This is a genomic window from Achromobacter xylosoxidans (genome assembly GCF_002192695.1).
Classification (GTDB): domain Bacteria; phylum Pseudomonadota; class Gammaproteobacteria; order Burkholderiales; family Burkholderiaceae_B; genus Achromobacter; species Achromobacter xylosoxidans_C.
The window spans coordinates 154,344-177,436 of sequence record NZ_MTLG01000122.1; the positions used below are offsets into that span (position 1 = coordinate 154,344).

Annotated in this window: 21 protein-coding genes; 10 read left to right on the forward strand and 11 right to left on the reverse strand. The window is 63.7% G+C overall.

What is annotated here, in order from left to right; all coding sequences use genetic code 11:
• The first annotated feature begins 22 nt into the window (after window positions 1-22).
• The gene (locus BRO63_RS31155; protein ID WP_088143432.1) at window positions 23-895 is read left to right on the forward strand and encodes a MurR/RpiR family transcriptional regulator; all 873 of its coding nucleotides are present in this window, start codon (window positions 23-25) and stop codon (window positions 893-895) included.
• 4 nt (window positions 896-899) lie between these two features.
• Here the strand turns inward: BRO63_RS31155 and BRO63_RS31160 are convergent, their stop codons facing one another.
• From BRO63_RS31160 to BRO63_RS31185, 6 genes are all read right to left on the reverse strand, one after another.
• Window positions 900-1,796, reverse strand: a complete 897-nt coding sequence (locus BRO63_RS31160) for a DUF6999 family protein (RefSeq protein WP_088143433.1) — start codon at window positions 1,794-1,796, stop codon at window positions 900-902.
• Entirely contained in the window at window positions 1,796-3,718 is a 1,923-nt protein-coding gene (locus BRO63_RS31165; protein ID WP_088143434.1) for a StlD/DarB family beta-ketosynthase, read from the reverse strand. The genes BRO63_RS31160 and BRO63_RS31165 overlap by 1 nt, the downstream gene beginning before the upstream one ends.
• 33 nt (window positions 3,719-3,751) lie before the next feature.
• Entirely contained in the window at window positions 3,752-4,684 is a 933-nt protein-coding gene (locus BRO63_RS31170) for a fatty acid desaturase (RefSeq protein ID WP_256943441.1), read from the reverse strand.
• The gene (locus tag BRO63_RS31175; protein ID WP_088143436.1) at window positions 4,644-5,420 is read right to left on the reverse strand and encodes a sterol desaturase family protein; all 777 of its coding nucleotides are present in this window, start codon (window positions 5,418-5,420) and stop codon (window positions 4,644-4,646) included. Before BRO63_RS31175 ends, BRO63_RS31170 begins: the two co-directional genes overlap by 41 nt.
• Window positions 5,421-5,543: 123 nt before the next feature.
• A complete protein-coding gene (gene dapA, locus BRO63_RS31180) occupies window positions 5,544-6,440 on the reverse strand; it encodes a 4-hydroxy-tetrahydrodipicolinate synthase (RefSeq protein WP_088143437.1) in 897 nt (298 codons plus the stop codon).
• Between the two features lie 318 nt (window positions 6,441-6,758).
• Entirely contained in the window at window positions 6,759-7,244 is a 486-nt protein-coding gene (locus BRO63_RS31185) for a GAF domain-containing protein (protein ID WP_088143438.1), read from the reverse strand.
• A 178-nt stretch (window positions 7,245-7,422) separates the two neighbouring features.
• On the opposite strand from BRO63_RS31185, the gene BRO63_RS31190 reads away from it, so the two are divergent.
• The 5 genes from BRO63_RS31190 to BRO63_RS31210 all read left to right on the forward strand — a co-directional run bounded on the left by BRO63_RS31190 (window position 7,423) and on the right by BRO63_RS31210 (window position 12,203).
• A complete protein-coding gene (locus tag BRO63_RS31190; protein ID WP_088143486.1) occupies window positions 7,423-8,619 on the forward strand; it encodes an aminotransferase-like domain-containing protein in 1,197 nt (398 codons plus the stop codon).
• A gap of 108 nt (window positions 8,620-8,727) precedes the next feature.
• Window positions 8,728-9,654 carry a 4-hydroxybenzoate octaprenyltransferase gene (gene ubiA / locus BRO63_RS31195; protein ID WP_088143487.1) on the forward strand — a complete coding sequence of 309 codons (927 nt, stop codon included), beginning with the start codon at window positions 8,728-8,730 and terminating at the stop codon, window positions 9,652-9,654.
• Window positions 9,655-9,770: 116 nt separating this feature from the next.
• Entirely contained in the window at window positions 9,771-10,175 is a 405-nt protein-coding gene (locus tag BRO63_RS31200; RefSeq protein WP_088143439.1) for a DUF1090 domain-containing protein, read from the forward strand.
• Window positions 10,176-10,483: 308 nt separating this feature from the next.
• Window positions 10,484-10,876, forward strand: a complete 393-nt coding sequence (locus BRO63_RS31205) for a DUF4148 domain-containing protein (protein ID WP_088143440.1) — start codon at window positions 10,484-10,486, stop codon at window positions 10,874-10,876.
• Window positions 10,877-11,078: 202 nt separating this feature from the next.
• On the forward strand, window positions 11,079-12,203 hold the full coding sequence (locus tag BRO63_RS31210; RefSeq protein ID WP_088143441.1) for a saccharopine dehydrogenase family protein: 1,125 nt from the start codon (window positions 11,079-11,081) through the stop codon (window positions 12,201-12,203).
• Between the two features lie 44 nt (window positions 12,204-12,247).
• Here the strand turns inward: BRO63_RS31210 and glcC are convergent, their stop codons facing one another.
• Window positions 12,248-13,012, reverse strand: coding sequence for a transcriptional regulator GlcC (glcC, locus tag BRO63_RS31215; RefSeq protein ID WP_013396917.1), 765 nt, complete (start codon window positions 13,010-13,012; stop codon window positions 12,248-12,250).
• 239 nt (window positions 13,013-13,251) lie between these two features.
• Between glcC and BRO63_RS31220 the strand changes: the two genes are divergently transcribed.
• The 3 genes from BRO63_RS31220 to BRO63_RS31230 all read left to right on the forward strand — a co-directional run bounded on the left by BRO63_RS31220 (window position 13,252) and on the right by BRO63_RS31230 (window position 17,268).
• Window positions 13,252-15,426, forward strand: coding sequence for a malate synthase G (locus BRO63_RS31220; RefSeq protein WP_088143442.1), 2,175 nt, complete (start codon window positions 13,252-13,254; stop codon window positions 15,424-15,426).
• A gap of 113 nt (window positions 15,427-15,539) precedes the next feature.
• Window positions 15,540-16,157, forward strand: coding sequence for a TetR/AcrR family transcriptional regulator (locus BRO63_RS31225; protein ID WP_088143443.1), 618 nt, complete (start codon window positions 15,540-15,542; stop codon window positions 16,155-16,157).
• A gap of 250 nt (window positions 16,158-16,407) precedes the next feature.
• A complete protein-coding gene (locus BRO63_RS31230) occupies window positions 16,408-17,268 on the forward strand; it encodes a cysteine hydrolase (protein ID WP_088143488.1) in 861 nt (286 codons plus the stop codon).
• Window positions 17,269-17,347: 79 nt separating this feature from the next.
• Here the strand turns inward: BRO63_RS31230 and BRO63_RS31235 are convergent, their stop codons facing one another.
• The 3 genes from BRO63_RS31235 to BRO63_RS31245 form a co-directional block, all read right to left on the reverse strand.
• Complete coding sequence (locus BRO63_RS31235; RefSeq protein WP_088143444.1) at window positions 17,348-17,944, reverse strand: TetR/AcrR family transcriptional regulator; 597 nt, start codon at window positions 17,942-17,944, stop codon at window positions 17,348-17,350.
• Window positions 17,945-18,074: 130 nt separating this feature from the next.
• Window positions 18,075-18,380 carry a DUF4148 domain-containing protein gene (locus tag BRO63_RS31240; RefSeq protein ID WP_088143445.1) on the reverse strand — a complete coding sequence of 102 codons (306 nt, stop codon included), beginning with the start codon at window positions 18,378-18,380 and terminating at the stop codon, window positions 18,075-18,077.
• 84 nt (window positions 18,381-18,464) lie between these two features.
• A complete protein-coding gene (locus tag BRO63_RS31245) occupies window positions 18,465-18,770 on the reverse strand; it encodes a DUF4148 domain-containing protein (protein WP_042795957.1) in 306 nt (101 codons plus the stop codon).
• Window positions 18,771-19,790: 1,020 nt separating this feature from the next.
• Here BRO63_RS31245 and BRO63_RS31250 point away from each other — a divergent pair.
• The gene (locus BRO63_RS31250) at window positions 19,791-22,139 is read left to right on the forward strand and encodes a hypothetical protein (protein ID WP_088143446.1); all 2,349 of its coding nucleotides are present in this window, start codon (window positions 19,791-19,793) and stop codon (window positions 22,137-22,139) included.
• Between the two features lie 188 nt (window positions 22,140-22,327).
• On the opposite strand, the gene ssb is transcribed toward BRO63_RS31250, so the two are convergent.
• Window positions 22,328-22,849 (reverse strand): single-stranded DNA-binding protein, encoded by a 522-nt coding sequence (gene ssb / locus BRO63_RS31255; protein WP_013396947.1) that lies wholly within the window; start codon window positions 22,847-22,849, stop codon window positions 22,328-22,330.
• Window positions 22,850-23,093: the final 244 nt, after the last annotated feature.

The following is a 23,093-nucleotide window of genomic DNA, read 5'->3' on the forward strand; positions in this document are numbered from 1 at the left end:
CGGCACCTTACCCGGAGCGCAGATGGATAAAGCCGCCATCGACAAACTGATCGAAGCCCAGTTTTCCGCCCTGCCGCCCAAGCTGCGGCAGGCAGCCCGCTATGCGATCGATCATCCCAAGGACATCGCCCTGGAGTCGATGCGCGCCGCGGCAGGCCATGCCGGCGTGCAGGCCGGCGTCATGCTGCGCCTGGCGCGCCAACTGGGCTTTGACACCTACGAGGCGTTCCGCCAGCCCTACCGCGACTGGCTGGCCGAAGGCGGGTCCAGCTTCGCGGGCCGCGCCACCGCGCTGCGCAAGCGTCCTCAGCACGACGCCGACGCCGGGCTGGTCGCCGACATCCTCGACGCCGAAGTGCGCAACCTGGGCAGCAGCCTCGGTCCCGCCGCCCTGCCCGCGCTGAAGGCCGCGCATGGCCTGTTGGCCGACGCGCGCCGCATCTATGTCATCGGCCTGCGCAGCCTGTATCCGGCGGCCTATCACTTCAGCTATGCCTGCGGCATGTTCCTGGACAAGGTGACGCTGCTCAGCAGCGTGGGCGGCACCTTGGCCGACGAGTTGCGGCGCATCGGGCCAGACGACGCGTTGGTCGCCTTCAGCCAGGCGCCCTATGCGCAGGCGGCGGTCACGGCGGTCGAATTCGCCCGCGAGCGCGGCGCCGGCGTCATTGCGGTCACCGACAGCGCGGTATCACCCATCGCCCCGGGTGCAAAGGCGTTGCTGCTGGTGGCCAACGATACGCCTTCGCTGTTTCCGTCGGTGGTGCCTGCGCTATCCATCGCGCAGACGCTGGCCGCCCTGCTGGTGGCGCACAGCGGCGAGGAAAGCCTGCGCGAAATCGCCAACAGCGAAGCGCAGCTGCAGCGCTTCGGCGTGTACGCGGAAAAGCGCTGAAGCTTCAGGCGATCGGCGCGGGCGCCTCGCCGCCTTGCTGCGCCTCTTTCATTTCCATCAGCAGGCTGTGCAGCATCTCGGTGGACAGCCCATGCAGCACCAGCCGGTAGCCCGCGCGCAGGGTCGACATCGGCACCAGCGGATGGTTGTTGTTGACCAGGATCAGGTGCTGCGGCGCGCCCAGCAGCTTGGCCGCATAGATGCCGATGGTCTCGTCCAGCTGCAGCGAATTGGCCGCGCGCCAGAAGTCGTTGTCGGTCAGCATCAGCTGGTACAACGGCGTGAACAGTTCGATGGCGCTTTGCAGGTCCAGGAAGTTCAGCTTGCCCTGCGGCATGTCTGCAAGCAGCAGGTCCGGATCGCGGATCATCGAGAAATCGACCCGCTGCGGCGCATGCATCTCCACGCCCGCATCACGCAACGCCTGGTTCAAACGGATGACGAAGTTGAACAGGTTCAGGTCGTGTTTGACGAACAGTTCGTCCTTCAGGTCATCGATGTTGCGCGGCTCCAGCGGCGTGGTGGTAATGCGCACCGGCGAGTTGGCGGCGATGAAGGACAGGATCTGCGCGCCCAGGTGGAAGTGGCGCAGGATCAGCCAATTGGCCTCGGGCGACACGAAGCGCTTCAGGCCCCAGGCCAGAATGCGGTGCAGCAGCTTCGAATGCGACCAGCGGCGCGGCAGGAAGGTCTTGATGACCTGGATCAGGATGATGAAGGCGCGCGCCAGCGGCCGCAGGAAAGGCAGCAGGTACTGGCGCGAGGCGCAACTGGAATCCGTCAGCCAGGCCTTCTTCACCTTGTCGGGCAAGGGCGTGCTGCGGTCCAGGTAGAGCGCCAGCCAGGGGCTGGGATCGGCGGGATCGTGCGGCTTGGCAAGGAATTCGGGTTCTTTGCTCATCACGCGTCGCCTTCCATCACGTGGTGGAACTGCATCAGGTACAGCGCGGCCGTGCGGCGCGCCGTGTCGACGATGCGCTGCTCGGCGCGGCCATCCTCGTCGCAGTCCAGCGCCAGCTCCACCGCCGACAGCCAGCGCGCCAGGTGATGCTCGTCGTTATGGCCGTGGTATTCCAGGAAGCGGAAAGCGTCCGGCGGCAGCGTCAGGCTGGCCTTGAGCAGCGGCAGCAGCGCCGGCACGATGCGCTGGCCCGTGCCTTCGATGATGTAGATGGCGCCCAGCAGGCCGATGGGGTCGCGCGTGGCGGCCAGGCCGTGCAGATAGGCGTTGAGCGCTTCGCCGCCGGGATTGCGGCGCAGGGCGTCGATGTCGGCGACCGCGCCGCCCGCGGTGCGATAGTCCTGGAACAGGATCTGGAAGTCGTTCTGCTCTTCGCCCGCATGCGTGTCGATCAGCGCCGCGAGCGGCGCGTATTGCTCCGTCAGCGAGGCCGCGCCTTCGCGCATCCACTTGCTGCCCTCGCGCACCTGAGGAATCCAGTTCTCCATCCAGTTCAGGTAGTCGGCCGTCTGGAATTGGCGATTGCGCAGGCGCCGCACCACGGGCGTGCGCCACACGCGCGAGCGGTAGTCGTGCCAGATCGCGGCCAGTTCGGTCAACAGCTGGCCCAGGCCCTGGGGCGCCATGTCGGGATCGTGCGGCGGCGCGATCGCGGCGGCGTCATCGCTGTTGGCATCCTCGCGCGGCGCGGCGGCGGCAGATGCGCCCACGGCGATCTGCGGCGCGTGCACGGCTTCGGCCTCCAGCAGCATGTAGGCGGCCATGAAGCGGCCCGATTCCGGGATGTAGCAAAAGATCTGCTCGCCCGGCTTCACTTCGCGTGTTTCCAGGAACTCGGCCAGCATGATCAGGATGGACGCCGCGCCGGTGTTGCCGCGCCACGCCAGATTGCTGAACCAGCGTTCGCGCGGGATCACCAGGCCAGCCTTCTCCATCAGGTCTTCCACCACCGGAATGAACTTCTCCGACGAGTAGTGGCACAGGAAGTGGTCGACCTGGTCCGGGTCCAGCCAGCCGTCGCGCACCAGCTTGGCGTACTCATGGATGCCGATGTCGAACAGGTGCGGCAACAGGCGGATATCCTGGCGCAAGGACAGCGCGCCGTCGGCCTCGGCCTCGTTCCACGAGGGATAGTCCAGATGCCCCTTGGAGCGGTCGGCCGACAGGCCCAGCTGCATGCAGACCGGATAGTCGCCCGAGAACGAGCGCTGGTGCACCCACTTCAGGCGCAGGCGCACACCTTGCGAGGCGCCCGGCAGGGGCCGTCCGCTGTTGCCCAGCAGCACCGCCCCCGCGCCGTCCGACAGCATCCAGCGCAGGAAATGCGCGTCGAAGTCGGCGTCGTAGCCGCGCGCCGCAAAGCGCGAGCGCTTGAACAGCCGCGACGGCAGCTCGCTGGCCACGGCCAGGGCGCTGGCATGTCCGCCCAGTTCCACGCCCTGCGCGGCCGTCTGGATGGCCGATACGCCTGCGGCGCAGATGCCGTGCACCGACAGGGTTTCCATCGGATGCGCGGCCAGCTCGCCCTGGATCATGTTGGAGAAGCCCGGCATCAACGCGTCCCCGCCCGACGAGCCGCTGGCCAGCAGCGACACGGCGGACAGGTCGCTGTCGTTGCGCCGCAGGCAATCGCGGATGGCGTTGGCCGCCAACTGCGCGTTGGAGAACACCGTGGCGCCTTCCGGGTCGATCGCGTAGTAGCGCTGCTTGATGCCGTTCTCGGCCAGGATGCGGCTCTTGATGCGGCTGGACATGCGGTTCAGCGGCGCGATGTAGCTGTCCATGGCATCGTTGGACACGGGTTCGCCCGGCATGAAATAGCCGGCGCTTTCCAGGTAGACACGATGAAACGCGATGGGCATGAGTGGCCTCTGGTGGATGTAGGGAGTGCGGCGCTAGCGGATGTGCTCGGGCGCCATGCATGAACGGCTGCGAAAGCGCGGCATGACGGCGCCCAGCACGAACACGCGGAACATGTAGGGCGTAAGGCCGGACTCGTTCAAGGCCGGATTCACGCGGCTGCGGTATTGCTCGCGGTGCAGACGCACCAGTTCGGACCAATGCGCCCGCGGATGCTCGTGGTGCGCGGTGTGCAGGCCGATGTTGAAGAGCAGCGGATTGACCAGCCCTTCGAAATTGCGCGCATAGTTCAGGCCCGCGACGGACCGGGGCCCGCCATCGGCATGGGCATGCTGCAGATAGTTGGTGGCCAGCAGCCAGTGCAGGCCGTGCAGCTGCGGCACGATGACGAACACCAGCGCCTTCATGGGATTCACGGCCAGCAGCCCGCCCCATAACCCCAGCCACACGCCGTACTGCGCCATGCAATAGCGCCAGGCGCCCGGCCAATGCCGGCGCAGGCGGCCCAGCCAGGCGAAGAACAAGGGATACAGCACCCAGCCGGCCTGCAAGGGATGGATCAGGTAGCCCCACAGATGATTGGTGTCGCCGCCGAAGCGATAGGTACGCGCCACGTCGCGCGCGCCGTGCTTGTAGCGGTGATGATTGGCCACGTGCGCCGGATAGAACACGAAGGTCGGGTGGCCTTGCAGCAGCGTGATCCAGAAGTCGGTGGCGCGATTGGTCCAGCGCCCCCGCCACATGCGGATGTGCGTGTGGTTGTGGTGGATGACGCCCACGCCCAGGGTCAGGAACAGCATCAGGCCGTACAGCGGCCACCAGAATCCGTGCACCCATTGCCAGGCCGCCAGCGCGGGCAACGCGGCCAGATAGGCCAGGCTTTGCCAGTCGCGCCGGTTGCGCAGCGACGGCAGCCTGTGCTGTCGCTTAAGCGCGCCCGCCAAGCGATTCTCGCTGCCGGAAAGCATTCAGCTGGGACTGCGCCGCCTCGGCCTTGAGGCGGGTGCGGAACAGGCGGTCCATAAAGGTGAACTGAAAGCCGTAATTGCCGTTGTAGCAGGCGTGGTGCAGATGATGGCGGCGGCTGGCGGCGAACCAATGCGCGTAGGACACATTGGGGAAGAAGTCGTAGTTGGCGTGGCCGATGCAATTGAAGAACAGGCTGAACAGCGGCACCGACGCCAGCGACCAGAAGCTGAAGTCGTGCAGCGCCATGGGCAGCATGATCACATTGCCCAGCATCAGCGCTTCGATGGGATGGAAGCTGTAGGTCGAGAACGGCGTGGTCACGACCGAGCGGTGATGCGGCAGGTGGAAGCGGCGCAGCAGCTTGGTGTGCAGCAGGCGGTGATTGATCCAGAAGTGCACGTCGTTCCAGGCCACCAGCACCAGGATCTCGAGCGTGATCTTTTGCCAGCTGGCGTCCGGATCCAGGTGCGCCCAGCCCAGCTGCAACAGGCCCCAAGGGAAAATCATGCCCGTGCCGAACAGCAGGATGGACAGGCCCGATTGCGCGAACTCGCGCCGCAGCTGGCCCGGCGCCAACGGACGCGGATCCAGCGGGCGGCCAATGCCCAGCGCGGGCAGGATGTGCTGGGTCAGCAGCCAGGTGGCCGCGCCGAAGACCAGATAGATGCCGCCGAAGAACAGCAGGCCCGCCAGCATGACTTGCCAGGCGGACAAGGCTACAAAAGCTTGGGCCATGAACGTTCTGTTTCACCCTGAGAATGGGCGCATGATAAGCAATCCGTCAGCTTCCAGGTAGGACATTTATTACAAAATGAATCCGAAGGCCACAAAGCTGGCGGACTGCTCACCAAGTTCGGCCTACTGGCAGGGATACTGCCGGTTCAGCCCCGCCACGGCGGCGTCCATGCGCGCGGCCAGGCCCGCGGTGGCTGCCGGCATGGGCATGCGCAGCTCCTCGCTCAGCAGGCCCTGGCGTCCCAGTTGCGCCTTCAGGGGGCCGGGATTGGGCTCGGCGAACGTCAGCTGGATGATGGGGACCAGCGCGTGGAACAGCTTCCTGGCCAGGTCCAGCTGCTGCGCCTTCACCGCCTGGTGCATGGCCACGAACAGATCCGGGCGGATGTGCGCGGCCGCCGCGATCATGCCCGCGCCTCCCATACTCATCACGGACAGCGCCTGCAGGTCCTCGCCTGCCAGCACATGCATGTTGCCGTCGGCGATCAGCGCGATGGTCTTTTCCAGCGAGCCGCCGCAGTCCTTGATCGCCGCGATGTTCGGGTGCGCGGCCAGCGCCAGCAGTGTCGCTGTATCCAGCGTCGTGCCGGTGCGGTAGGGAATGTCGTAGAGCACCAGGGGAAAGCGCGAGGCATCGGCCAGGCAGCGGAAATACGTGGCGGCGCCTTCCTGGCCGGGGCGCACGTAATACGGCGCGGGGGCCAGGATGCCGGCCAGCGGGCGCGTGCCGAAGGCGGCCAGGCGCTGCATCACGTGTCCGTGGTGGTTGCCCGCCAGGCCCATGATGACGGGCAGCCGGCCCGCCTCGTTCAGCACGGCGTCCAGCACCGCCAATTGCTCGGCGTCGTCCAGCGACGCGGCCTCGCCGGTGCTGCCGCACACGACCAGGCCGTCCACGCCCGCGGCGGCGTAGTGGCGCACCAGCCGGCGCAAGGCCCCACCGTCGACGGCGCCGCCGGAAAACGGCGTGACCAGAGGCACCCAGACGCCCTGGATCGGAGATTGGTGATGAGATTGCATGAGAACACTCCTTCGGTGTAGCGGACCGTGGTTAAGGACCGTACAGAAGTGCTCGGGATACCAGGGGGATGCGCGGACGGCGCCAAGCGCCGCCAGGAGGCCGCTGTTCCGTCGCCCATCTGACGGAACAGCATGCTCCGGTCAGATGAGCGGCTGTTTTTTGGATTTCAGGCCGACGCAAGCCAGCACCACGCCCAGGGCGCGGAACAGGAAAGCGGATTGGTTGGCCTGATGAATCATGAATGAATGGGATGCAGTGGTCTGCAAGCGCAGTTGCGGGAATCTACCGGGAGCCCGCAACGCTGTCAACGCCGCGCCTTAGCCCAGGCTGGCCAGGAACACCGCGCACAGGGCCTCCATGCCCTGCCGGTCGTCTTCGTCGAAGCGGTCCGGCAGCGGGCTGTCCACGTCCCATACGCCGATCAATTGGCCCTGGTGCACCAGCGGCACCACGACCTCGGAACGCGAGGCCGCATCGCAGGCGATGTGTCCGGGAAAGGCGTGCACGTCGGGCACCAACTGGGTCTGGCGCTGGCTGGCGGCCGCGCCGCACACGCCGCGGTTCAGCGGGATGCGCACGCAGGCCGGCTTGCCCTGGAAGGGGCCCAGCACCAGTTCCGTGCCGTCGTAGAAATAAAAGCCCGCCCAGTTCAGTTCGGGCAGGGCTTGATAGGCCAGCGCGCTCAGGTTGGCGGCATTGGCGATGCGGTCATGCTCGCCTTCGAGCAGGGCGCGGGCCTGGGCAACCAGCCCGGCATACAGGGCGGCCTTGGAATCGGCGACGATGGGAGCGGCTTCGAACATGGCAAATGTAACTGTACAGGCGGTTATCGATGCAGGTGATTTTAGGGCTTGGCGCCGTTAAGGGGGCCGGGCCGCTGCCGTGTGGGACAATAGTTTTTTGCCGAATGTTTTTTCCGCCGGGCCACCCAAGGGATCAACCGCCCGTATTTTCCTACCCTTCTTGATCAAGAAGCACTCCATGGACAAGCCTCTCGAACCTGCGTTTTCCTTTTCGGAACGCGCCCAGCAACTCACCAGCTCCGCCATCCGCGAGATCCTCAAGGTCACCGAGCGCCCCGAAGTCATCTCGTTCGCCGGCGGCCTGCCGGCGCCCGGCGGCTTCCCGGTAGAGGTAGTTCGCGCGGCATTCGACAAGGTACTGTCCACCAACGGCCGCGCCGCCCTGCAATACGGCCCCACGGAAGGCTTTGCGCCGCTGCGCCAATGGGTTGCCGACGACCTGAACAAGGCTGGCGCCAGCGTCGCCGCCGACCAGATCCTGATCGTGTCGGGTTCGCAGCAAGCACTGGACCTGTTGGGCAAGGTGCTGATCGACAAGGACAGCAAGGTGCTGGTCGAAGACCCCAGCTACCTGGGCGCGCTGCAGTCGTTCAGCCTGTACCAGCCCAACTTCGTGCCGGTGCCCACCGACGAAGGCGGCCTGATCCCGGAAGCCATCACGCCTGAACTGGCCGAAGGCGCCCGCTTCCTGTACGCCCTGCCCAACTTCCAGAATCCCACCGGCCGCACGCTCAACCTGGAACGCCGCATCGCGCTGGTCAAGCGCGCCGCGGAACTGAACCTGACCATCGTCGAAGACGATCCCTACGGCGAACTGCGCTACGCGGGCGAACCGCAGCCGGGCCTGATCGCGCTGGCCGCCGAGTACGGCGCCAACGTCGTGCGCCTGGGCACGTTCTCCAAGGTGCTGGCCCCCGGCCTGCGCCTGGGCTACATCGCCGCCGCGCGCCCGCTCATCAACAAGCTGGTGCAAGCCAAGCAGGCCACCGACCTGCACACGCCCACGCTGACCCAGATGGCCGTGTACGAGATCGTCAAGGAAGGCTTCCTGGAAGAGCACCTGCCCAACGTGCGTGAAATCTACCGCGCCCAGGGCAGCTGCATGCTGGAAGCCATCAAGCAGGAATTCCCGGACACCGTCACCTGGACCAAGCCGGAAGGCGGCATGTTCATCTGGCTGACGCTGCCCGAGCACATCGACAGCACCAAGCTGCTGGAAAAGGCCATCGCGCAAAACGTGGCGTTCGTGCCCGGCGCGCCGTTCTATTGCGGCGCCGGCAAGACCAACACGCTGCGCCTGAGCTTCGCCACCGTGCCGGAAGACAAGATCCGCCGCGGCATCGCGATCCTCGGCAAGCTGCTAAAAGCCGAATAAGGGATCCCTCCCCGAAGCGCCTCTGGCGCATCGAAACGGCGGCCGGGCGCGATGCCCGGCCGCCGTTGTTTTATGCTCTTGGTTTTCCCATTCCGTTTCGCCGTGACAGTGAGCGCCCCCCAACAATCCCCCGCCGACCTCAGCGACATCGTCTTCACCGACTGGGTCGAACGCTGGCTGCCCAAGTCCTGGCGGCCCTATGCCCGCCTGTGCCGCCTGGACCGCCCCATCGGCACCTGGCTGACCCTGCTGCCGGCCATCGCCGCGCTGGTCCAGGCTGCGGGCGGCCTGCCAGACCTGCAACGGCTGATCGTGTTCTCGCTGGGCGCGCTGCTGATGCGCGGCATCGGCTGCACCGTCAACGACATGTGCGACCGCAACTTCGACAAGCACGTCGAGCGCACGCGCTTCCGGCCCCTGACCAGCGGCCAGCTGACGATGAAGAACGCGGTCTGGTTCCTGCTCGGGCAGTTGCTGGTCTGCGGCTCGCTACTGTTCTTCCTGAACGAAATGAGCCGCTGGCTGGCGCTGGCCGTGCTGCCTTTCGTCTTCGTCTATCCGCTATGCAAGCGCGTCACGTACTGGCCGCAGGTGGTGCTGGGCATCTGCTTCAACTGGGGCATGCTGATGGCCTGGTCGGACACGCAGAACCACGTGCCGCTGGCCGCCGTCGCCATGTGGATGGGCGCGGTACTGTGGCAGGTTGGCTACGACAGCATCTACGCCTACGTGGACGTGCGCGACGACCGCAGCCTGGGCCTGCATTCCACCGCCATGCGCTTTGGCGACCAGGGCAAGCTGTGGATCGGCGGCTTCTATCTGGCCACCATCGTGCTGTGGGCCTGGGGCGGTTACGCCATCGGCCTGTCGTGGGCTTATCAGGTCGGCATGGTGGCCGTGGCCGCGCACCTGGCGTGGCAGTTGAAGGTCTTCGACATCCAGCGCCCGGACCGCAACTTCATGCTGTTCCGCGCCAACCTCTGGCTGGGCGCCCTGCTGGTCGCCGCCGCGCTGGCGGGTACGCTGATCCGCTGAAAGCCGCATCGGCGCCGCGCTAGCGGCCGCGCCGATGCCCCGTTGACGCCGCGCATTGCCCGCGGCGCCGACTGGGACCATGATGTAGCCTCCGCAACGCATTCCGGAGACCACGCATGCCCTCATTGTTCAAATCCCTGGCCTTGACGGCCGCCGCAGCCGCCGCGTTCGTGGCCATTCCGGCTCAGGCCGCCAGCAATTGCTCGGCCCAGCGCGGCTGCGCCGCCAAGTTCTGCGCAATCGAAAACGACATCGCCGCCGCCAAGGCGCAGAACAATACCCGCCGCGAAGCCGGGCTGCGCAAAGCGCTGGCCGAAGCCAAAGCGAACTGCACCGACAGCCGCCTGCAATCGCAGCGCGAAGCCGATGTGCGCGAGAAGCAAAACAAGGTCGCCGAGCGCGAAAGCGAACTCAAGCAGGCCCGCGCCAAGGGCAAGCAGGACAAGATCGACAAAGCCCAGCGCAAGCTGGACGAAGCCCAGGCGGAATACAACGCCGCGCTGGTTGAACTGAACCGCTGATTTCCTCCTCCCTGCCGGTCCCGGGGCTACCCCGGGGCTGCGCCCCCAATCCCCCCGCCGCCAGACCTCCGCCCTCCCGGGTGGACTACCTCCTATGGTGTCATCAAATCGAAATTCCACCACCCATGGTGCTATTTGGTGAAATGGAAACCTATTAGTCTTCTTTTTGGAAAGATGTTTTCAGGGAATCAGGGTTTATCCGGAGATGATTTGCGCCCAGAATGCATCTCATCGGGACACAGCAAGCGAACCCCCAGGCAATCAGGCCGGCGGTTCGGCTCCCAAGCTCAAGACACTGGAGGTCTGCTATGAAAACCCTTGCTACCGCTTTGATGCTGTCCATGTCCGTTCTGGCTGCCGGCGCCCAAGCCGCCGAGGCTGATCAGGGCCCGACCCGCGCTCAAGTCCAAGCCGAACTGCAACAGGCCAAGATTTCGGGCCAATACACCTTCGGCGAAGAAGGCTACCCCGCCGCCATCGCCCCGAAGTCGACCCTGACCTCGCAGCAAGTGCAAGCTGAACTGCAACAAGCCAAGAACGCCGGCGAAGTGACCTTCGGCAATCTGGACTACCCGCCCGTCGCCGCCGCTGAACAAGCGACCTCGCTGACCCGCGCCCAGGTCCGCACCGAACTGGCCCAGGCCAAGTCGGAAGGCCTGGTCACCTTCGGCAACCTGGACTACCCGCCCCTGGGCAGCTGATCCCCCCCTGGCCTCCCCGGCCAGGCAGCGCCCCAAAGCCCTTCGGCCCCAAACCGGAGGGCTTTGTTTTTGACGTTTCGATATTTAATTAAGTCGAATTGACGTTACCTATGGCCGATTCGACTATTTAGTCTCTACACATCGACAGCTCCCGCGCATAGGATGAGCTCACCCTCTCCCCCATCCATGCAGGAGCCGCACCATGACCACCGCCTCTCCCCGGCCCGTCCTACTCCTGGGCGCCGGAAAAATCGGTTTCGCCATTGCCCTGATGCTGGAACGCAGCGGCGGCTATTCGGTGCTGGTTGCCGACCAGGATCCCGAGCGCCTGCGCATCGTGGCCGAGCTGGGCTGCGGAACCCGCCAGATTTCCGATGACGACAGCGTGGCGCAATGCATCGAAGGACGCTACGCGGTGATCAACGCGCTGCCCTTTCACCGCGCCGCCGCCGTGGCCGGCCTGTGCGCCAAGGCTGGCGTGCACTATTTCGACCTGACCGAAGACGTGGCCAGCACGCACGCCATCCAGGCGCTGGCGGAAAGTGCCCGCAGCGTGCTGATGCCGCAATGCGGCCTGGCCCCGGGCTTCATCGGCGTGGTCGGCAACGCGCTGGCGCGCCGCTTCGATACCCTGCTGGACCTGCGCATGCGCGTGGGCGCCCTGCCGCGCTATCCCTCCAACAGCCTGCGCTACAACCTGACCTGGAGCACCGAGGGGCTGATCAACGAGTACTGCAACCCCTGCGAGGCCATCGTCGACGGTCAGCTGACCAGCGTGCCCGCGCTGGAAGGCTACGAAACCTTCGCGCTGGATGGCGTGGAATACGAAGCCTTCAATACCTCGGGCGGCCTGGGCACCCTGCCCGCCACCTTGCGTGGACGCGCCCGCAACGTGGACTACAAATCGGTGCGCTACCCGGGCCACTGCAGCATCATGAAACTGCTGCTCAATGACCTGCGCCTACGCGACCGCCGCGACCTGCTCAAGGAAATCTTCGAAGCCGCCATTCCCACGACCGAGCAGGACGTGATCGTGATCCAGGCTTCGGCATCGGGCCACCGGCATGGGCGCCTGGAAGAAGAGTCCTACCCCATCCGCATCTTCGGCGCGGAAGTCGACGGCCATCGCCTGAGCGCCATCCAGCTATCCACGGCCGCGGGCATCTGCGCCGCGCTGGATCTTGTGGCGCAAGGCGCCTTGCCGCAACGCGGGTTCGTCGGGCAGGAAGCCATCGATCTGGATGCGTTCGTCAACAACCGCTTTGGCCGGGTGTACGCGGGCAAGCCGCTGGCGCTGGCGGGCAGCGGCGCCATGGCCGACCGCTGAACCAGGACGCTCGCTGGCGTCCTGCCCCGCAAGAGCGCGGGACGCTAGCTCCAGCCTTCCAGCCGCAGCGTCGCGCGCACCAGGCGCTGCTCTTCCTGCTCGATATCGGCCAGGCTCTGGCGCACGCTGTCGACGTGGTCCGCGGCCGCCTTGCGCGCCTGCTCGGGCTGACGCGCCGTCACGGCGTTGAACAGCCGCGTGTGCTGCCGGTCGATCTGACGTTTCTCGGGCTGGCGGTGGTACAGGTTATTGACACAGGCGAAGACCGAACCCAGCAGCAGGTCCGTCAGCGATTGCAGCGTGTGCACCAGCACCGGATTGTGCGAAGCCTCGCAAATCGCCAGGTGGAAGGCGTGGTCCAGGTGCGCATGCGTCGCCGTGTCGGTGGCCGTGCCCTGCGCCGCCACCATTTCGTCATAGCGGCGGCGGATCATGATGAAGTCCGCCTCGGTGCCGCGTATGGCCGCCAGCCGGGCCGACTCGGCTTCCAGCAGCGAACGCACTTCCAGCAGGTCGTAGAGCGTGCGCGGCTGCGAATTGAACAAATGCATCAGCGGACCGGCATCCACCTTGGAGATGTGCGCCACATACGAACCCTTGCCCTGCGCGGTATGGATGATCTCGCGTGCGCGCAGCAGCTTCAGCCCTTCGCGCAAGGCGGTGCGCGACACGCCCAGCTTCTCGGTCAAGCGCCGTTCGGAAGGCAGCGCCTGGCCGGCCTTCAGCACCCCGTCCAGGATCAGGCGCTCGATCCGCTCGGCGACCTCGTCCGCCACCTGGCGGGGTTTTTCTTCAGTTTCCGCGTACATGCACTCTCCGCACCAGTGGTATGACCAAGTGCAGCTCCAATTCGAGCCCTTGCATCGCACCCCTGTAAGTAGCTGATATAAAACCATAAAAAATACGGCTTTGCCCATACGGCAGTGCACAAACTGGTATGACCAGTGGGTTTTGATATGGACATTGCGGCAGGCGCGAACGATGATGTCGGGACCAGATTTACGCCCGGCGCGCGGCGTCGGCCAGTCCCTTACCGCTAGAGAACCGCATGACTCAACGCATCCAGCACCACGGCCTGCAAGTGGCGGCCAATCTCAACCAATTCATCGAACAGGAAGCCCTGCCCGGCACCGGCCTGGATGCCGACGGCTTCTGGCAAGGCTTCGCGACCCTGGTGGACGACCTCGCTCCCAAGAACCGCACCCTTCTGGCCGAACGCGACCGCCTGCAGGCAGAGCTCGACGCCTGGCACCGCGCCCACCCCGGCCCCATCGCCGACCCGGCCGCCTACCGCAAATTCCTGGAAGGCATAGGCTACCTGCTGCCGCAACCCGCCAGCGTACGCGCCACCACCGACAACGTCGACACCGAAATCTCGCAGCAGGCCGGCCCGCAACTGGTCGTGCCCATGTCCAACTCGCGCTACGCGCTGAACGCCGCCAACGCGCGCTGGGGCAGCCTGTACGATGCGCTCTACGGCACCGACGCGATTCCCGCCACGCCCGGCGACACCGGCAGCGGCTACAACCCGGAACGCGGCGCCGCCGTCATCGCCCGCGCCCGCACCTTCCTCGATACCGCTGCCCCGTTGGCCCAGGGTTCGCATGCCGACGCCCGCGGCTATACCGTTGAAAACGGCCAATTGCGCGTGGCGCTGGCCAACGGCTCGACCGGCCTGAAGAATCCCGCGCAGTTCACCGGCTACCAGGGCGAGGCCTCCGCGCCCACGGCCATCCTGCTCAAGAACAACGGCCTGCACTTCGAAATCCAGATCGACCGCAGCCACAGCATCGGCGCCACCGACGCGGCCGGCGTCAAGGACGTGCTGGTGGAAGCCGCGCTCACCACCATCATGGACTGCGAGGACTCCATCGCCGCCGTGGATGCCGAGGACAAGGTCCACGTCTACCGCAACTGGCTGGGCCTGATGAAGGGCGATCTGACCGAAGAAGTCACCAAGGGCGGCAAGACCTTCACCCGCAAACTGAACGCCGACCGCGACTACACGCGTCCCGACGGCTCGCCGCTGACCCTGCACGGCCGTTCGCTCATGTTCGTGCGCAACGTCGGCCACCTGATGACCAACCCGGCCATCCTGGACCGCGAGGGCCGCGAGATTCCCGAAGGCATCCTGGACGCCGTGGTCACCAGCCTGGCCGCGCTGCAGGACCGCAAGCACAAGCTGAACTCGCGCACCGGCTCCGTCTACATCGTGAAGCCCAAGATGCACGGCCCCGTGGAAGCCGCCTTCGCCAGCGAGCTGTTCGATCGCGTCGAAGACCTGCTCAAGCTGCCGCGCAACACCCTGAAAATGGGCATCATGGACGAAGAGCGCCGCACCAGCATCAACCTCAAGGCCTGCATCGAAGCCGCCGCCGCGCGCGTGGCCTTCATCAACACGGGCTTCCTGGACCGCACCGGCGACGAAATGCATTCCAGCATGGAAGCCGGCCCGATGCTGCGCAAGGGCGACATGAAATCCACCGCCTGGATCGCCGCCTACGAACGCAACAACGTGCTGGTCGGCCTGGATGCCGGCCTGCGCGGCCGCGCCCAGATCGGCAAGGGCATGTGGGCCATGCCGGACCTGATGGCCGCGATGCTGGAACAGAAGATCGCCCATCCCAAGGCTGGCGCCAACACCGCCTGGGTGCCTTCGCCCACCGCCGCCACGCTGCATGCGCTGCACTACCACCAGGTCGACGTGCAGGCGGTTCAACAGGAACTGGAACGCACCAAGCTCGACAGCGTGCGCGACGATCTGCTGGGCGGCTTGCTGACCGTGCCTGTCGGTGACCCGTCCAAGTGGTCCGCGCAGGACATTCAGCAGGAACTCGACAACAACGTCCAGGGCATCCTGGGCTACGTGGTGCGCTGGATCGACCAAGGCGTGGGCTGCTCCAAGGTGCCGGACATCCACAACGTCGGTCTGATGGAAGACCGCGCCACGCTGCGCATCTCCAGCCAGCACATCGCCAACTGGCTGCGCCATGGCGTGACCAACCGCGAACAGGTCATGGAAACCTTCAAGCGCATGGCCAAGGTGGTCGACGGCCAGAACGCGGGCGACGCGCTCTACCGTCCGATGGCGGGTAACTTCGACACCTCGCTGGCGTTCAAGGCTGCCTGCGCGCTGGTGTTCGAAGGCCTGACCCAGCCCAACGGCTACACCGAGCCGCTGCTGCACAAGTACCGCCTGGAGTTCAAGGCCGCCCAGGCCTGATCCCGGCGCGCGTTGCCGCATCAAGACCGGACAGCATGGCTGTCCTTTTTTTTTGGGGCGCGACCCTGAAAAATAACGTCCATATATTCGCACGGTCGTGCTAAATTTGCCGCATGACTGCCAAAACCGAGAAAAGCGAGCTGACCTTCGCGGCCATCGTGGACGCGGCCCTGGACATGGCCGCGGCGCAAGGCATGGAAAGCCTGTCGCTCGGCCAGGTGGCCAAGCGGCTGGGCATCAGCAAGAGCGGCGTGTTCTCGCGCGTGGGCTCGCTGGAAGCCTTGCAGCAGGCGGTGCTGGACGAGTACGACCGCCGTTTCGTCGGGGCCGTGTTCACGCCAGCCATGGCCTATCCCCGCGGCCTGCCGCGGCTGAACGCCCTGGTCTCGCTCTGGATCGAGCGCGCCAGCAATGTCGAAACGCTGACCGGCTGCATCTATGTGGCCGGCGCCTTTGAATACGACGACGTCGAATCGCCGCTGCGCTCGGTGCTGGAAGGCAATTTGCGGCGCTGGCGCGCCGCCATGCTGCGCACGGTCAACCAGGCGCTGGAGGCCGGCCACGTCAGGCCGGACACGGATCCCGAACAGCTCGTGTTCGAGGTCTACAGCCTGATGATCGGGCTGATGCACGACGCTCGCTTCCTGCGGGACCCGAAGGCGCCCCAGCGCGTGCGGGCGGCTTATGAACGATTGATTTCCACGTACCGCAGTTTCAAGTATCTCGAGTAGTTGTATTTCCCAGCGCCGGCCTGTGCCGGCAATTCTTCACTTTAATTTCGCACGATCGTGCGAAATTATCCAGGAGCCTGACATGTGGATCGTTATCGCAGTGGTCGCAGTTTCAGCGGGGGCCAGCGTCTGGCTGCAGTGGCGCGCGTTGCTCAGGCAGTTGCCGGACTGTGCCGAGCATCTGGTACTTTTCTAGAATGACATGGCCATCCCGTTCTATATTTCGAGTTCGCCTGTCCCGAACGTCGTCATGCCGCGCTCCAATCATCTCCTGATCATCGATCCGCAGAATGACTTCTGCGATCTGCCTGAGTCCTACCTGCCCACGGATCCCGTGACGGGCGCGGCGCATGCGCCCGCCCTGCCGGTGGCCGGCGCGCACGCCGACATGCAGCGGTTGGCGCGCTTCATCGACGCCACCGCCCCCGCCCTCACGTCGATCACGGTGACGCTGGATTCGCACCATCGCCTGGACATCGCCCACCCGACCTTCTGGTCCACCGGCGACGGCCAGCCCGTGGCGCCGTACACGCAGATCACGGCGGCGCAGCTGCGCGCGGGCGCATACCGGCCGCGCCACGACGACGACCTGCCGCGCACCCTGTCCTACCTGGACGAACTGGAAGCGCGCGGCCGCTACACGCTGATGGTGTGGCCGCTGCATTGCGAGATCGGCACCTGGGGCCACAACGTCCACGCCGACGTGCGCGCTGCCTACAGCCGCTGGGAAGACGAACGCCAATTCATCGTGCGCAAGGTGCCCAAGGGCATGAACCCCTGGACCGAGCACTACAGCGCGCTGATGGCCGAAGTCCCAGACGCCGACGATCCGCGCAGCCAGCTCAACCGCGGCCTGCTGGATTCGCTGGACCGCGCCGAGCTCATTCTCATCGGCGGCCAGGCCGGCAGCCATTGCGTCAAGGCCACCGTCGAGCACCTGGCCGAGCACCTGCCCGGCCGCGACCTGTCGCGCCTGGTGTTGCTGACGGACTGCATGAGTCCCGTCGCCGGTTTCGAAGACGCGCAGGCAACATTCCAGCAACGCATGCGCGACCTGGGCATACAGGCGCGCACCAGCGTCGACATGGCGCGGGCGCTGCTCGCCGCCTGAGAACCCGCCGCGCAAAAGACAACGGCCGCCTGCTTGCGCATGGCGGCCGTGGCTGATGGGCTGCTTGGAGCGGGAACGCTCAGGCTGCGCCGCTGTGCTTGCCGTCGCACTCCACGTACAGGGCGCCGATGGCCTCGCACAACGCCGCGGGCTGTTGGAACAGGCGCGCCACCAATATGCAGCCTTGCACCGTCGCGAACACCGCGCGGCCGGCCGCCTCGGGCGTGCCGGAGAACTTCATCGTGCCCTGCGCCGCGCCTTCGGCCAGCACCCGGGCCAGCCAGGCTTCGTGCGCGCGGAAAAACCCTTGCAATGCGCCGCGCACGCGTTCGGGCAGCGAATTGACCTCGGCCGCCAGCATGCCGGCCAGACAGAGTTCGCCCGACCCGCAGGCGCGCGATTCCATCATCGACAGATATTGGTCGAGCTGCGCTTGCGCCGGCAGCGATGTGTCGATGCCGCGCATGGCTGCCAGCGCGCGAGCGCTGTAGGCTTCGACGGCCTCGTAGAGCAAGTCGTCCTTGCCCGGAAAGTAATAGTGGATGCTGGACGTCTTCACGCCCACGTGCTCAGCCAGGTCGCGGTAGCTGAAGCCGTTGCATCCGCGCGTGCGGATCAGCTTCTCGGCATGGGCCAGAAGCTGTTCGCGAGTGGTGTTGGAAGTAGGAGTGTCCATGGCTGAATATTACCTACTAATAGGTTGATTCGTCATCGGGCCCGGCAGCGTTGCCACTGCTCCAAAACCCTTGCGGACCCCGGCCGGGAATCATCCCGCCCCCCGGGATCCGCATGTACCGGCATGAAGCTCAGCCTTGCACGGGCGGGTAGTCCAGCTCGCCGCTGTCGGTCAGGCCATGCGCGCGGGCGGCAGCCAGTTCCTGCTGCACTTGCTTGCGGCTTTTGTCGCCGGCCGAGGCAAACATCGTCGCGGCGTAGCCTTCTTCGCCGGACACCAGTTCGCCATTGGCGCGGGCCTGGGCCAACTCTTGCTGCACCTGGGCGCGGGTCACCGTGCTTTCGGTGTTCAGGGGAGGCGGATAGTCCAGTTCGCCGGCTTGGGCGGCGCCGATGAAGGAAGCGGACAGGATCAGGGCGGATACGAGGGTCTTCATGGTGGATCTCCAGTAAGGATCAGGTGCTGCATCAGGGTTTCGATGGAGCTATCTACTTATAGATAGATATTAAGGGAAAAAAACTCAGCCTTGCACGGGCGGGTAAGCCAGTTCGGCGCTGTCGGTCAGGCCTTGGGCGCGGGCGGCGGCCAGTTCCTTCTGGACCTGGGCGCGGCTCTTGTCGCCGGAGGCGGCAAAAATCGTGGCGGCGTAGCCTTCTTCGCCAGATACCAGTTCGCCATTGGCGCGGGCCTGAGCCAGCTCTTGCTGCACTTGGGCGCGAGTTACCGTGCTTTCGGTGTTCAGGGCGGGCGGATAGTCCAGTTCGCCGGCTTGGGCGGCGCCGATGAAGGAAGCGGACAGGATCAGGGCGGATACGAGGGTCTTCATGGTGGATCTCCAGATAACGATTGCGTAGCGGTTCGAAAAACTATCTACTTATAGGTAGATGCCGAGGGAAATAAAAAAGCGGTCCTACTGTATTTCTGGTTTCGACGTCGGCGGGGGTTTGGTTTGCTGCGTCGATGGATGAATCTTATCTACTACTAGGTAGACAGCGCAAGGGGGTTTTATGAAACAAAATGATTCAGCCAACACCGGAGGCTTCATTTCGCCCTGCACCTGAATGGCGTCCCGCCCGCCCATCGGCCTTTGGACCGCCACTGCCCGCGCTACCGTCAGGGCAACAAAAAAACCCGCAAATCAGGAATTTACCGGGTTTTGCGGAAGCCTGATGCCAGGCTGCGGCTTAGAAGGGTTAGCGCTCCTTGCGACTGTCAATTTGCAGCCAACTCATTGTTTTATTTAAGCATTTTGTTTCCCACGGGGTTTTTGTCTAGTCCGGAAGGTTCCGACTTGTTGGTTGGCCAGATTGTGAGCTCCCCAACACCGGGCGGTCACTGGGAGCGGACTAGGACCTTCACTTCTGCAAGCACGTCGAGCGAGCCTCCTCCTTTGTGCAGACGTGGATGGGGATTAGTACCAGCCGACCCGCCGCTGGACGGATTCCAGCACATCAAACTCGAATAAACCCAGCTCGGCAAGGAGTGACAGAACGCCCACATCGAACAGCTCAACAGGCCCAGTCGGTATAAAAACTGTCCAAGTATCACGGTAACGGCCGAGGGCACGTCCAGCGCGACGTGGCGATTGCGCCAGCGCAGATTCGGCACGGCTTAAAGAGTTCGGCTGGGCTAGAGAATTACCATCGGAATTACCATCGGCCCTCGAATCGCAACATGCGTCCGCCCAGCAGGCTGAAATTCCTCGCGCCCCGAGAGGGCGCTCACGAAGCTCACCACTATAGGGATACCCCCCTCCTTTCCCATGTCGCCAATCTAATTTCCGTAAGCTAGACTAATTACGGATGGCACCGGCTCCAAGTAGCCCGGGATTCGCGCGGAGAACAATATGAAGCAGCTCCTGTGGGTTTCGATTATGGTCTGCTGCACGGTCGCGTACGCCGACCCAGATATTGATAAGCTTCTGGCGCTCTCAAATAATAACAACCAAAATATTATTGAGTATCCGATAATAATCGCTAGAGCCTATGACACGGAGGTCGCACTGGATGAAAATATTTCTGGGGCGACTCAGCAAAACAATACAATCACCCGATCCGTAAAGACCTCTCGCTCTCTCGAAATCAACAACACTGCCGACGATTCCTGGGAGCAGACCATTAAACGCTCGGCTGCCGCCGACGTGGGCGCCAACATAGGCAATGGTGGAAAAGGGTTTTCGCTAAAAGGCACCGCCTCCTACGCTGACGACGCCACATCGACGGCGAAACGTAGGTCCATACGGACGGAAATCAGCAAGGACAGCGAAGATCTGGACAGTCTGGAAAAAGTGCTGACGAACAAGACTGTCAGCTTCGACCCAAATTCGGGCAGGATTTCCACGGCGGTGAGACTTCAGAATATTTCAACCATCGGGGGCTACGTTGAAAATCTTCGCGTTTCGCTCAAAACAAAAAGCTTCGAAACTGGCACGGCCCAAGTGCTGGGGGCAGCATTTCTATGTAATAGCACGTCAAATTTGATTGACCTGAGTTGGACGACCGCAGGTGTATCCGCCAATAATGCATCGCAGACGCCAACACCAGCGCCCAACGCTGTCCTGCCGTCAACCACCCCACCGGCGTCCTGCAAAATCTCGGTCCCGCCTCAGGATCCCCTCGCGCCATATACAGACGTTCCAGTCTCCTTCATTAGGATTAACACGGGCAAGATACAGGACTTGCTGTCACAAGACGTCTGGATCGAAGTGGAATCTCTGACAGTAGGAAAGCAGGATGCCGCTATCCCTGCTGCCACCGCCATCGCCAAACTCAACGCCAACACCTACCGGTTCTTCATCATGCGGCCGGACGGACGAAACGACCTGATCTACTACGTCGTCGACGGGAAAACTTCGCCGAAAGCCGCCTTGGAAGACGCAAGAAAAGGGCAAATACTTTTCTCCGCGGATCCAATTCGTGTAACGGACATCAACCAATGGCAGTCAGATCTCTCCGACTGGGGACTGCCGAAGGACTTTATTACGAAGGACTTGGGTCAAGGCATGTGGGTCGTGGCATCACCCACGTTCACGCAGACCCTGGATAAACCCGGGCTTCCAGGACACCAGTTCGACCTCTTCTATGTCACGAAAGCGGATCTACTCACAACGCTCGACGAGAGCATTCGCAAGCCGCTCCTTGTAGGCGATCCACAGGTTTTCCCGGAAATCAATGGGCTTATCGCGGCTGATGCGATGTGCTCAACATCTACTGACCCTCAAAGACGCGTTCTCGTAGGAGACAAGATAAAAATCAGCATCTCCGTGCAAGAGAAGAGGAACAAGGCCATCGACATTGGACTGGCAGGATCTGATCCAAAATGGCATGCATTCTTGATGGATTTTTCAGGACAAAATCCAAAAGTTTTTCGCAATCAATTTCAACCTGTCACTCAGGTCGAAGCCAGGGATCTAAGCAAATACGGTGTGGGCTTTTCCCTATCAAACAAGATTCTTCCGAAATCGATCGCCGAATGGGCGAAGATGCCCGACGTCGTTATCGAACGACTGAACGGAGAGCTGACGCTGAGCTTCAGAATCACCGAGAAAATGATGCCCGATCGCAAAGGCGAAGCGTGTTTAACAATAATTCGTGAAACGGAAAAAATAGGCGTCGGAAGAAAATACGATCCATTTACACCGCCTCCATCCGGGCAGTACGCAACCGCGCCTGGCGGGCCTGTTCCCCCACAGATCGTCATGGCGAACTGGGCTAAGGAGGAGCCGTACGTGGAGAAGGACTTTCTTATCCAGCGGAAAACAACAGGCTATCTCGAGATTATACGTATCGGCCGTCCGAAAGATTCAACGGAGACTGCCTTCCGGGACAGTGACGATTTTTTTTACCTGCACTCGGTCTGCGCAACCATTGCCAAAGAGTTTGACACGTACAAGCCCAACTACGCGATGCTCCAAACTTGCGCCACAACCCCAGCCGCAAATTTCCACACCTGTCTGCGCACAGGAGCAAACGCGCCACCGATGGTGGGGGTTCCTCCATCTCCGGTTCCGCCTCCCCCTCCGGCGGGATCGAGCGCTCAAATCGCCCAACTGGCTCAGCAGACACTCCTACAGGCCTGCCAGAATCGAAAGGTACGAGCGGCATTCATTCGGACCTGCACAGCCAAAGACATTCCAAAGGAAGATCCGGAATGCGCATCGATCATAGCAACGACGGAGCCCAAGGGGGCCAATTAAAGTGAACGTCCGCGAGCACGAGAGCGGGCCACCACAGTTGAGTAACGCGGTGCATTCTTTACTGCCGGTGAAGTCCCGGCTAGCAATACCGACGCAGCAAGAAAACAGGGCCCTGCAAATTCTTATCTAACCTATTGGTTAAAAATGAATTCCAGGGCCCATCTTTACACTTCGGGGAAAAATTCCGGTTAGAACGGAATATCGTCGTCCATATCCGCCAGATTAGCGCCGCTGCTGGCCGGAGCCGCCGCGGGAGCCGGGCGCTGCTGCGGGGCCGGGCGCTGGGCCGGAGCGCGTTGCTGTGCCGGGCGCGAAGGCGCGTCGTCGTAGCCGCCACCGCCGCCAAAGCTTGCGCCACCGCCGCCGCCGTCTTCGCGGCCGCCCAGCATCTGCATCTGGTCGGCGACGACTTCGGTACTGTAGCGGTCAGCGCCGGTGTCCTTGTCTTGCCACTTGCGCGTCTTCAGGCGGCCTTCGATGTAGACCGAGCGGCCCTTCTTCAGATACTCGCCGGCGATTTCAGCCAAGCGGTTGTACATGACGACGCGGTGCCATTCCGTTTCTTCGCGGCGTTCGCCCGAAGCCTTGTCTTTCCAGGTGGAGGTGGTGGCAATGGACATATTGCAGATTGCCGCCCCTTCGGGGCTGTAGCGGACTTCCGGGTCGCGCCCCAGATTGCCCACGAGTATGACTTTGTTAACCGATGCCATGCCGTTGTCCCTCTGTTGTTGACAGCCTGCGTGTGCGTTGCCGCGGACGCGCCGGCAACAACATAAAAGCGATGTTGAAGACCGGCTTCATGAAACACGCCGGTCACCGCAACGATGACCGGCGACGCCGGGTTGAACCCTGAGAAGCCCTAATTTGATACGTATTATCGACGAAAAGCGTCTGTCGCGCCAAACCGGAATGTGACAAAGCCATCCACCCCGGCCATGGAATTTTCGCGTCTGT

Excerpts from the sequence above, each read along its gene's own strand:
- BRO63_RS31165 (WP_088143434.1), bottom strand. The coding sequence starts at position 3,718 with ATGCCCATCGCGTTTCATCGTGTCTACCTGGAAAGCGCCGGCTATTTC.
- BRO63_RS31205 (WP_088143440.1), top strand. The coding sequence starts at position 10,484 with ATGAAAACCCTTGCTACCGCTTTGATGCTGTCCATGTCCGTTCTGGCT.
- BRO63_RS31210 (WP_088143441.1), top strand. The coding sequence starts at position 11,079 with ATGACCACCGCCTCTCCCCGGCCCGTCCTACTCCTGGGCGCCGGAAAA.
- BRO63_RS31245 (WP_042795957.1), bottom strand. The coding sequence starts at position 18,770 with ATGAAGACCCTCGTATCCGCCCTGATCCTGTCCGCTTCCTTCATCGGC.
- BRO63_RS31250 (WP_088143446.1), top strand. The coding sequence starts at position 19,791 with ATGAAGCAGCTCCTGTGGGTTTCGATTATGGTCTGCTGCACGGTCGCG.
- BRO63_RS31170 (WP_256943441.1), bottom strand. The coding sequence starts at position 4,684 with ATGCTTTCCGGCAGCGAGAATCGCTTGGCGGGCGCGCTTAAGCGACAG.
- BRO63_RS31240 (WP_088143445.1), bottom strand. The coding sequence starts at position 18,380 with ATGAAGACCCTCGTATCCGCCCTGATCCTGTCCGCTTCCTTCATCGGC.
- BRO63_RS31185 (WP_088143438.1), bottom strand. The coding sequence starts at position 7,244 with ATGTTCGAAGCCGCTCCCATCGTCGCCGATTCCAAGGCCGCCCTGTAT.
- ssb (WP_013396947.1), bottom strand. The coding sequence starts at position 22,849 with ATGGCATCGGTTAACAAAGTCATACTCGTGGGCAATCTGGGGCGCGAC.
- BRO63_RS31175 (WP_088143436.1), bottom strand. The coding sequence starts at position 5,420 with ATGGCCCAAGCTTTTGTAGCCTTGTCCGCCTGGCAAGTCATGCTGGCG.
- BRO63_RS31200 (WP_088143439.1), top strand. The coding sequence starts at position 9,771 with ATGCCCTCATTGTTCAAATCCCTGGCCTTGACGGCCGCCGCAGCCGCC.
- dapA (WP_088143437.1), bottom strand. The coding sequence starts at position 6,440 with ATGCAATCTCATCACCAATCTCCGATCCAGGGCGTCTGGGTGCCTCTG.
- BRO63_RS31225 (WP_088143443.1), top strand. The coding sequence starts at position 15,540 with ATGACTGCCAAAACCGAGAAAAGCGAGCTGACCTTCGCGGCCATCGTG.
- BRO63_RS31155 (WP_088143432.1), top strand. The coding sequence starts at position 23 with ATGGATAAAGCCGCCATCGACAAACTGATCGAAGCCCAGTTTTCCGCC.
- BRO63_RS31160 (WP_088143433.1), bottom strand. The coding sequence starts at position 1,796 with ATGAGCAAAGAACCCGAATTCCTTGCCAAGCCGCACGATCCCGCCGAT.
- BRO63_RS31190 (WP_088143486.1), top strand. The coding sequence starts at position 7,423 with ATGGACAAGCCTCTCGAACCTGCGTTTTCCTTTTCGGAACGCGCCCAG.
- BRO63_RS31220 (WP_088143442.1), top strand. The coding sequence starts at position 13,252 with ATGACTCAACGCATCCAGCACCACGGCCTGCAAGTGGCGGCCAATCTC.
- BRO63_RS31230 (WP_088143488.1), top strand. The coding sequence starts at position 16,408 with ATGCCGCGCTCCAATCATCTCCTGATCATCGATCCGCAGAATGACTTC.
- BRO63_RS31235 (WP_088143444.1), bottom strand. The coding sequence starts at position 17,944 with ATGGACACTCCTACTTCCAACACCACTCGCGAACAGCTTCTGGCCCAT.
- glcC (WP_013396917.1), bottom strand. The coding sequence starts at position 13,012 with ATGTACGCGGAAACTGAAGAAAAACCCCGCCAGGTGGCGGACGAGGTC.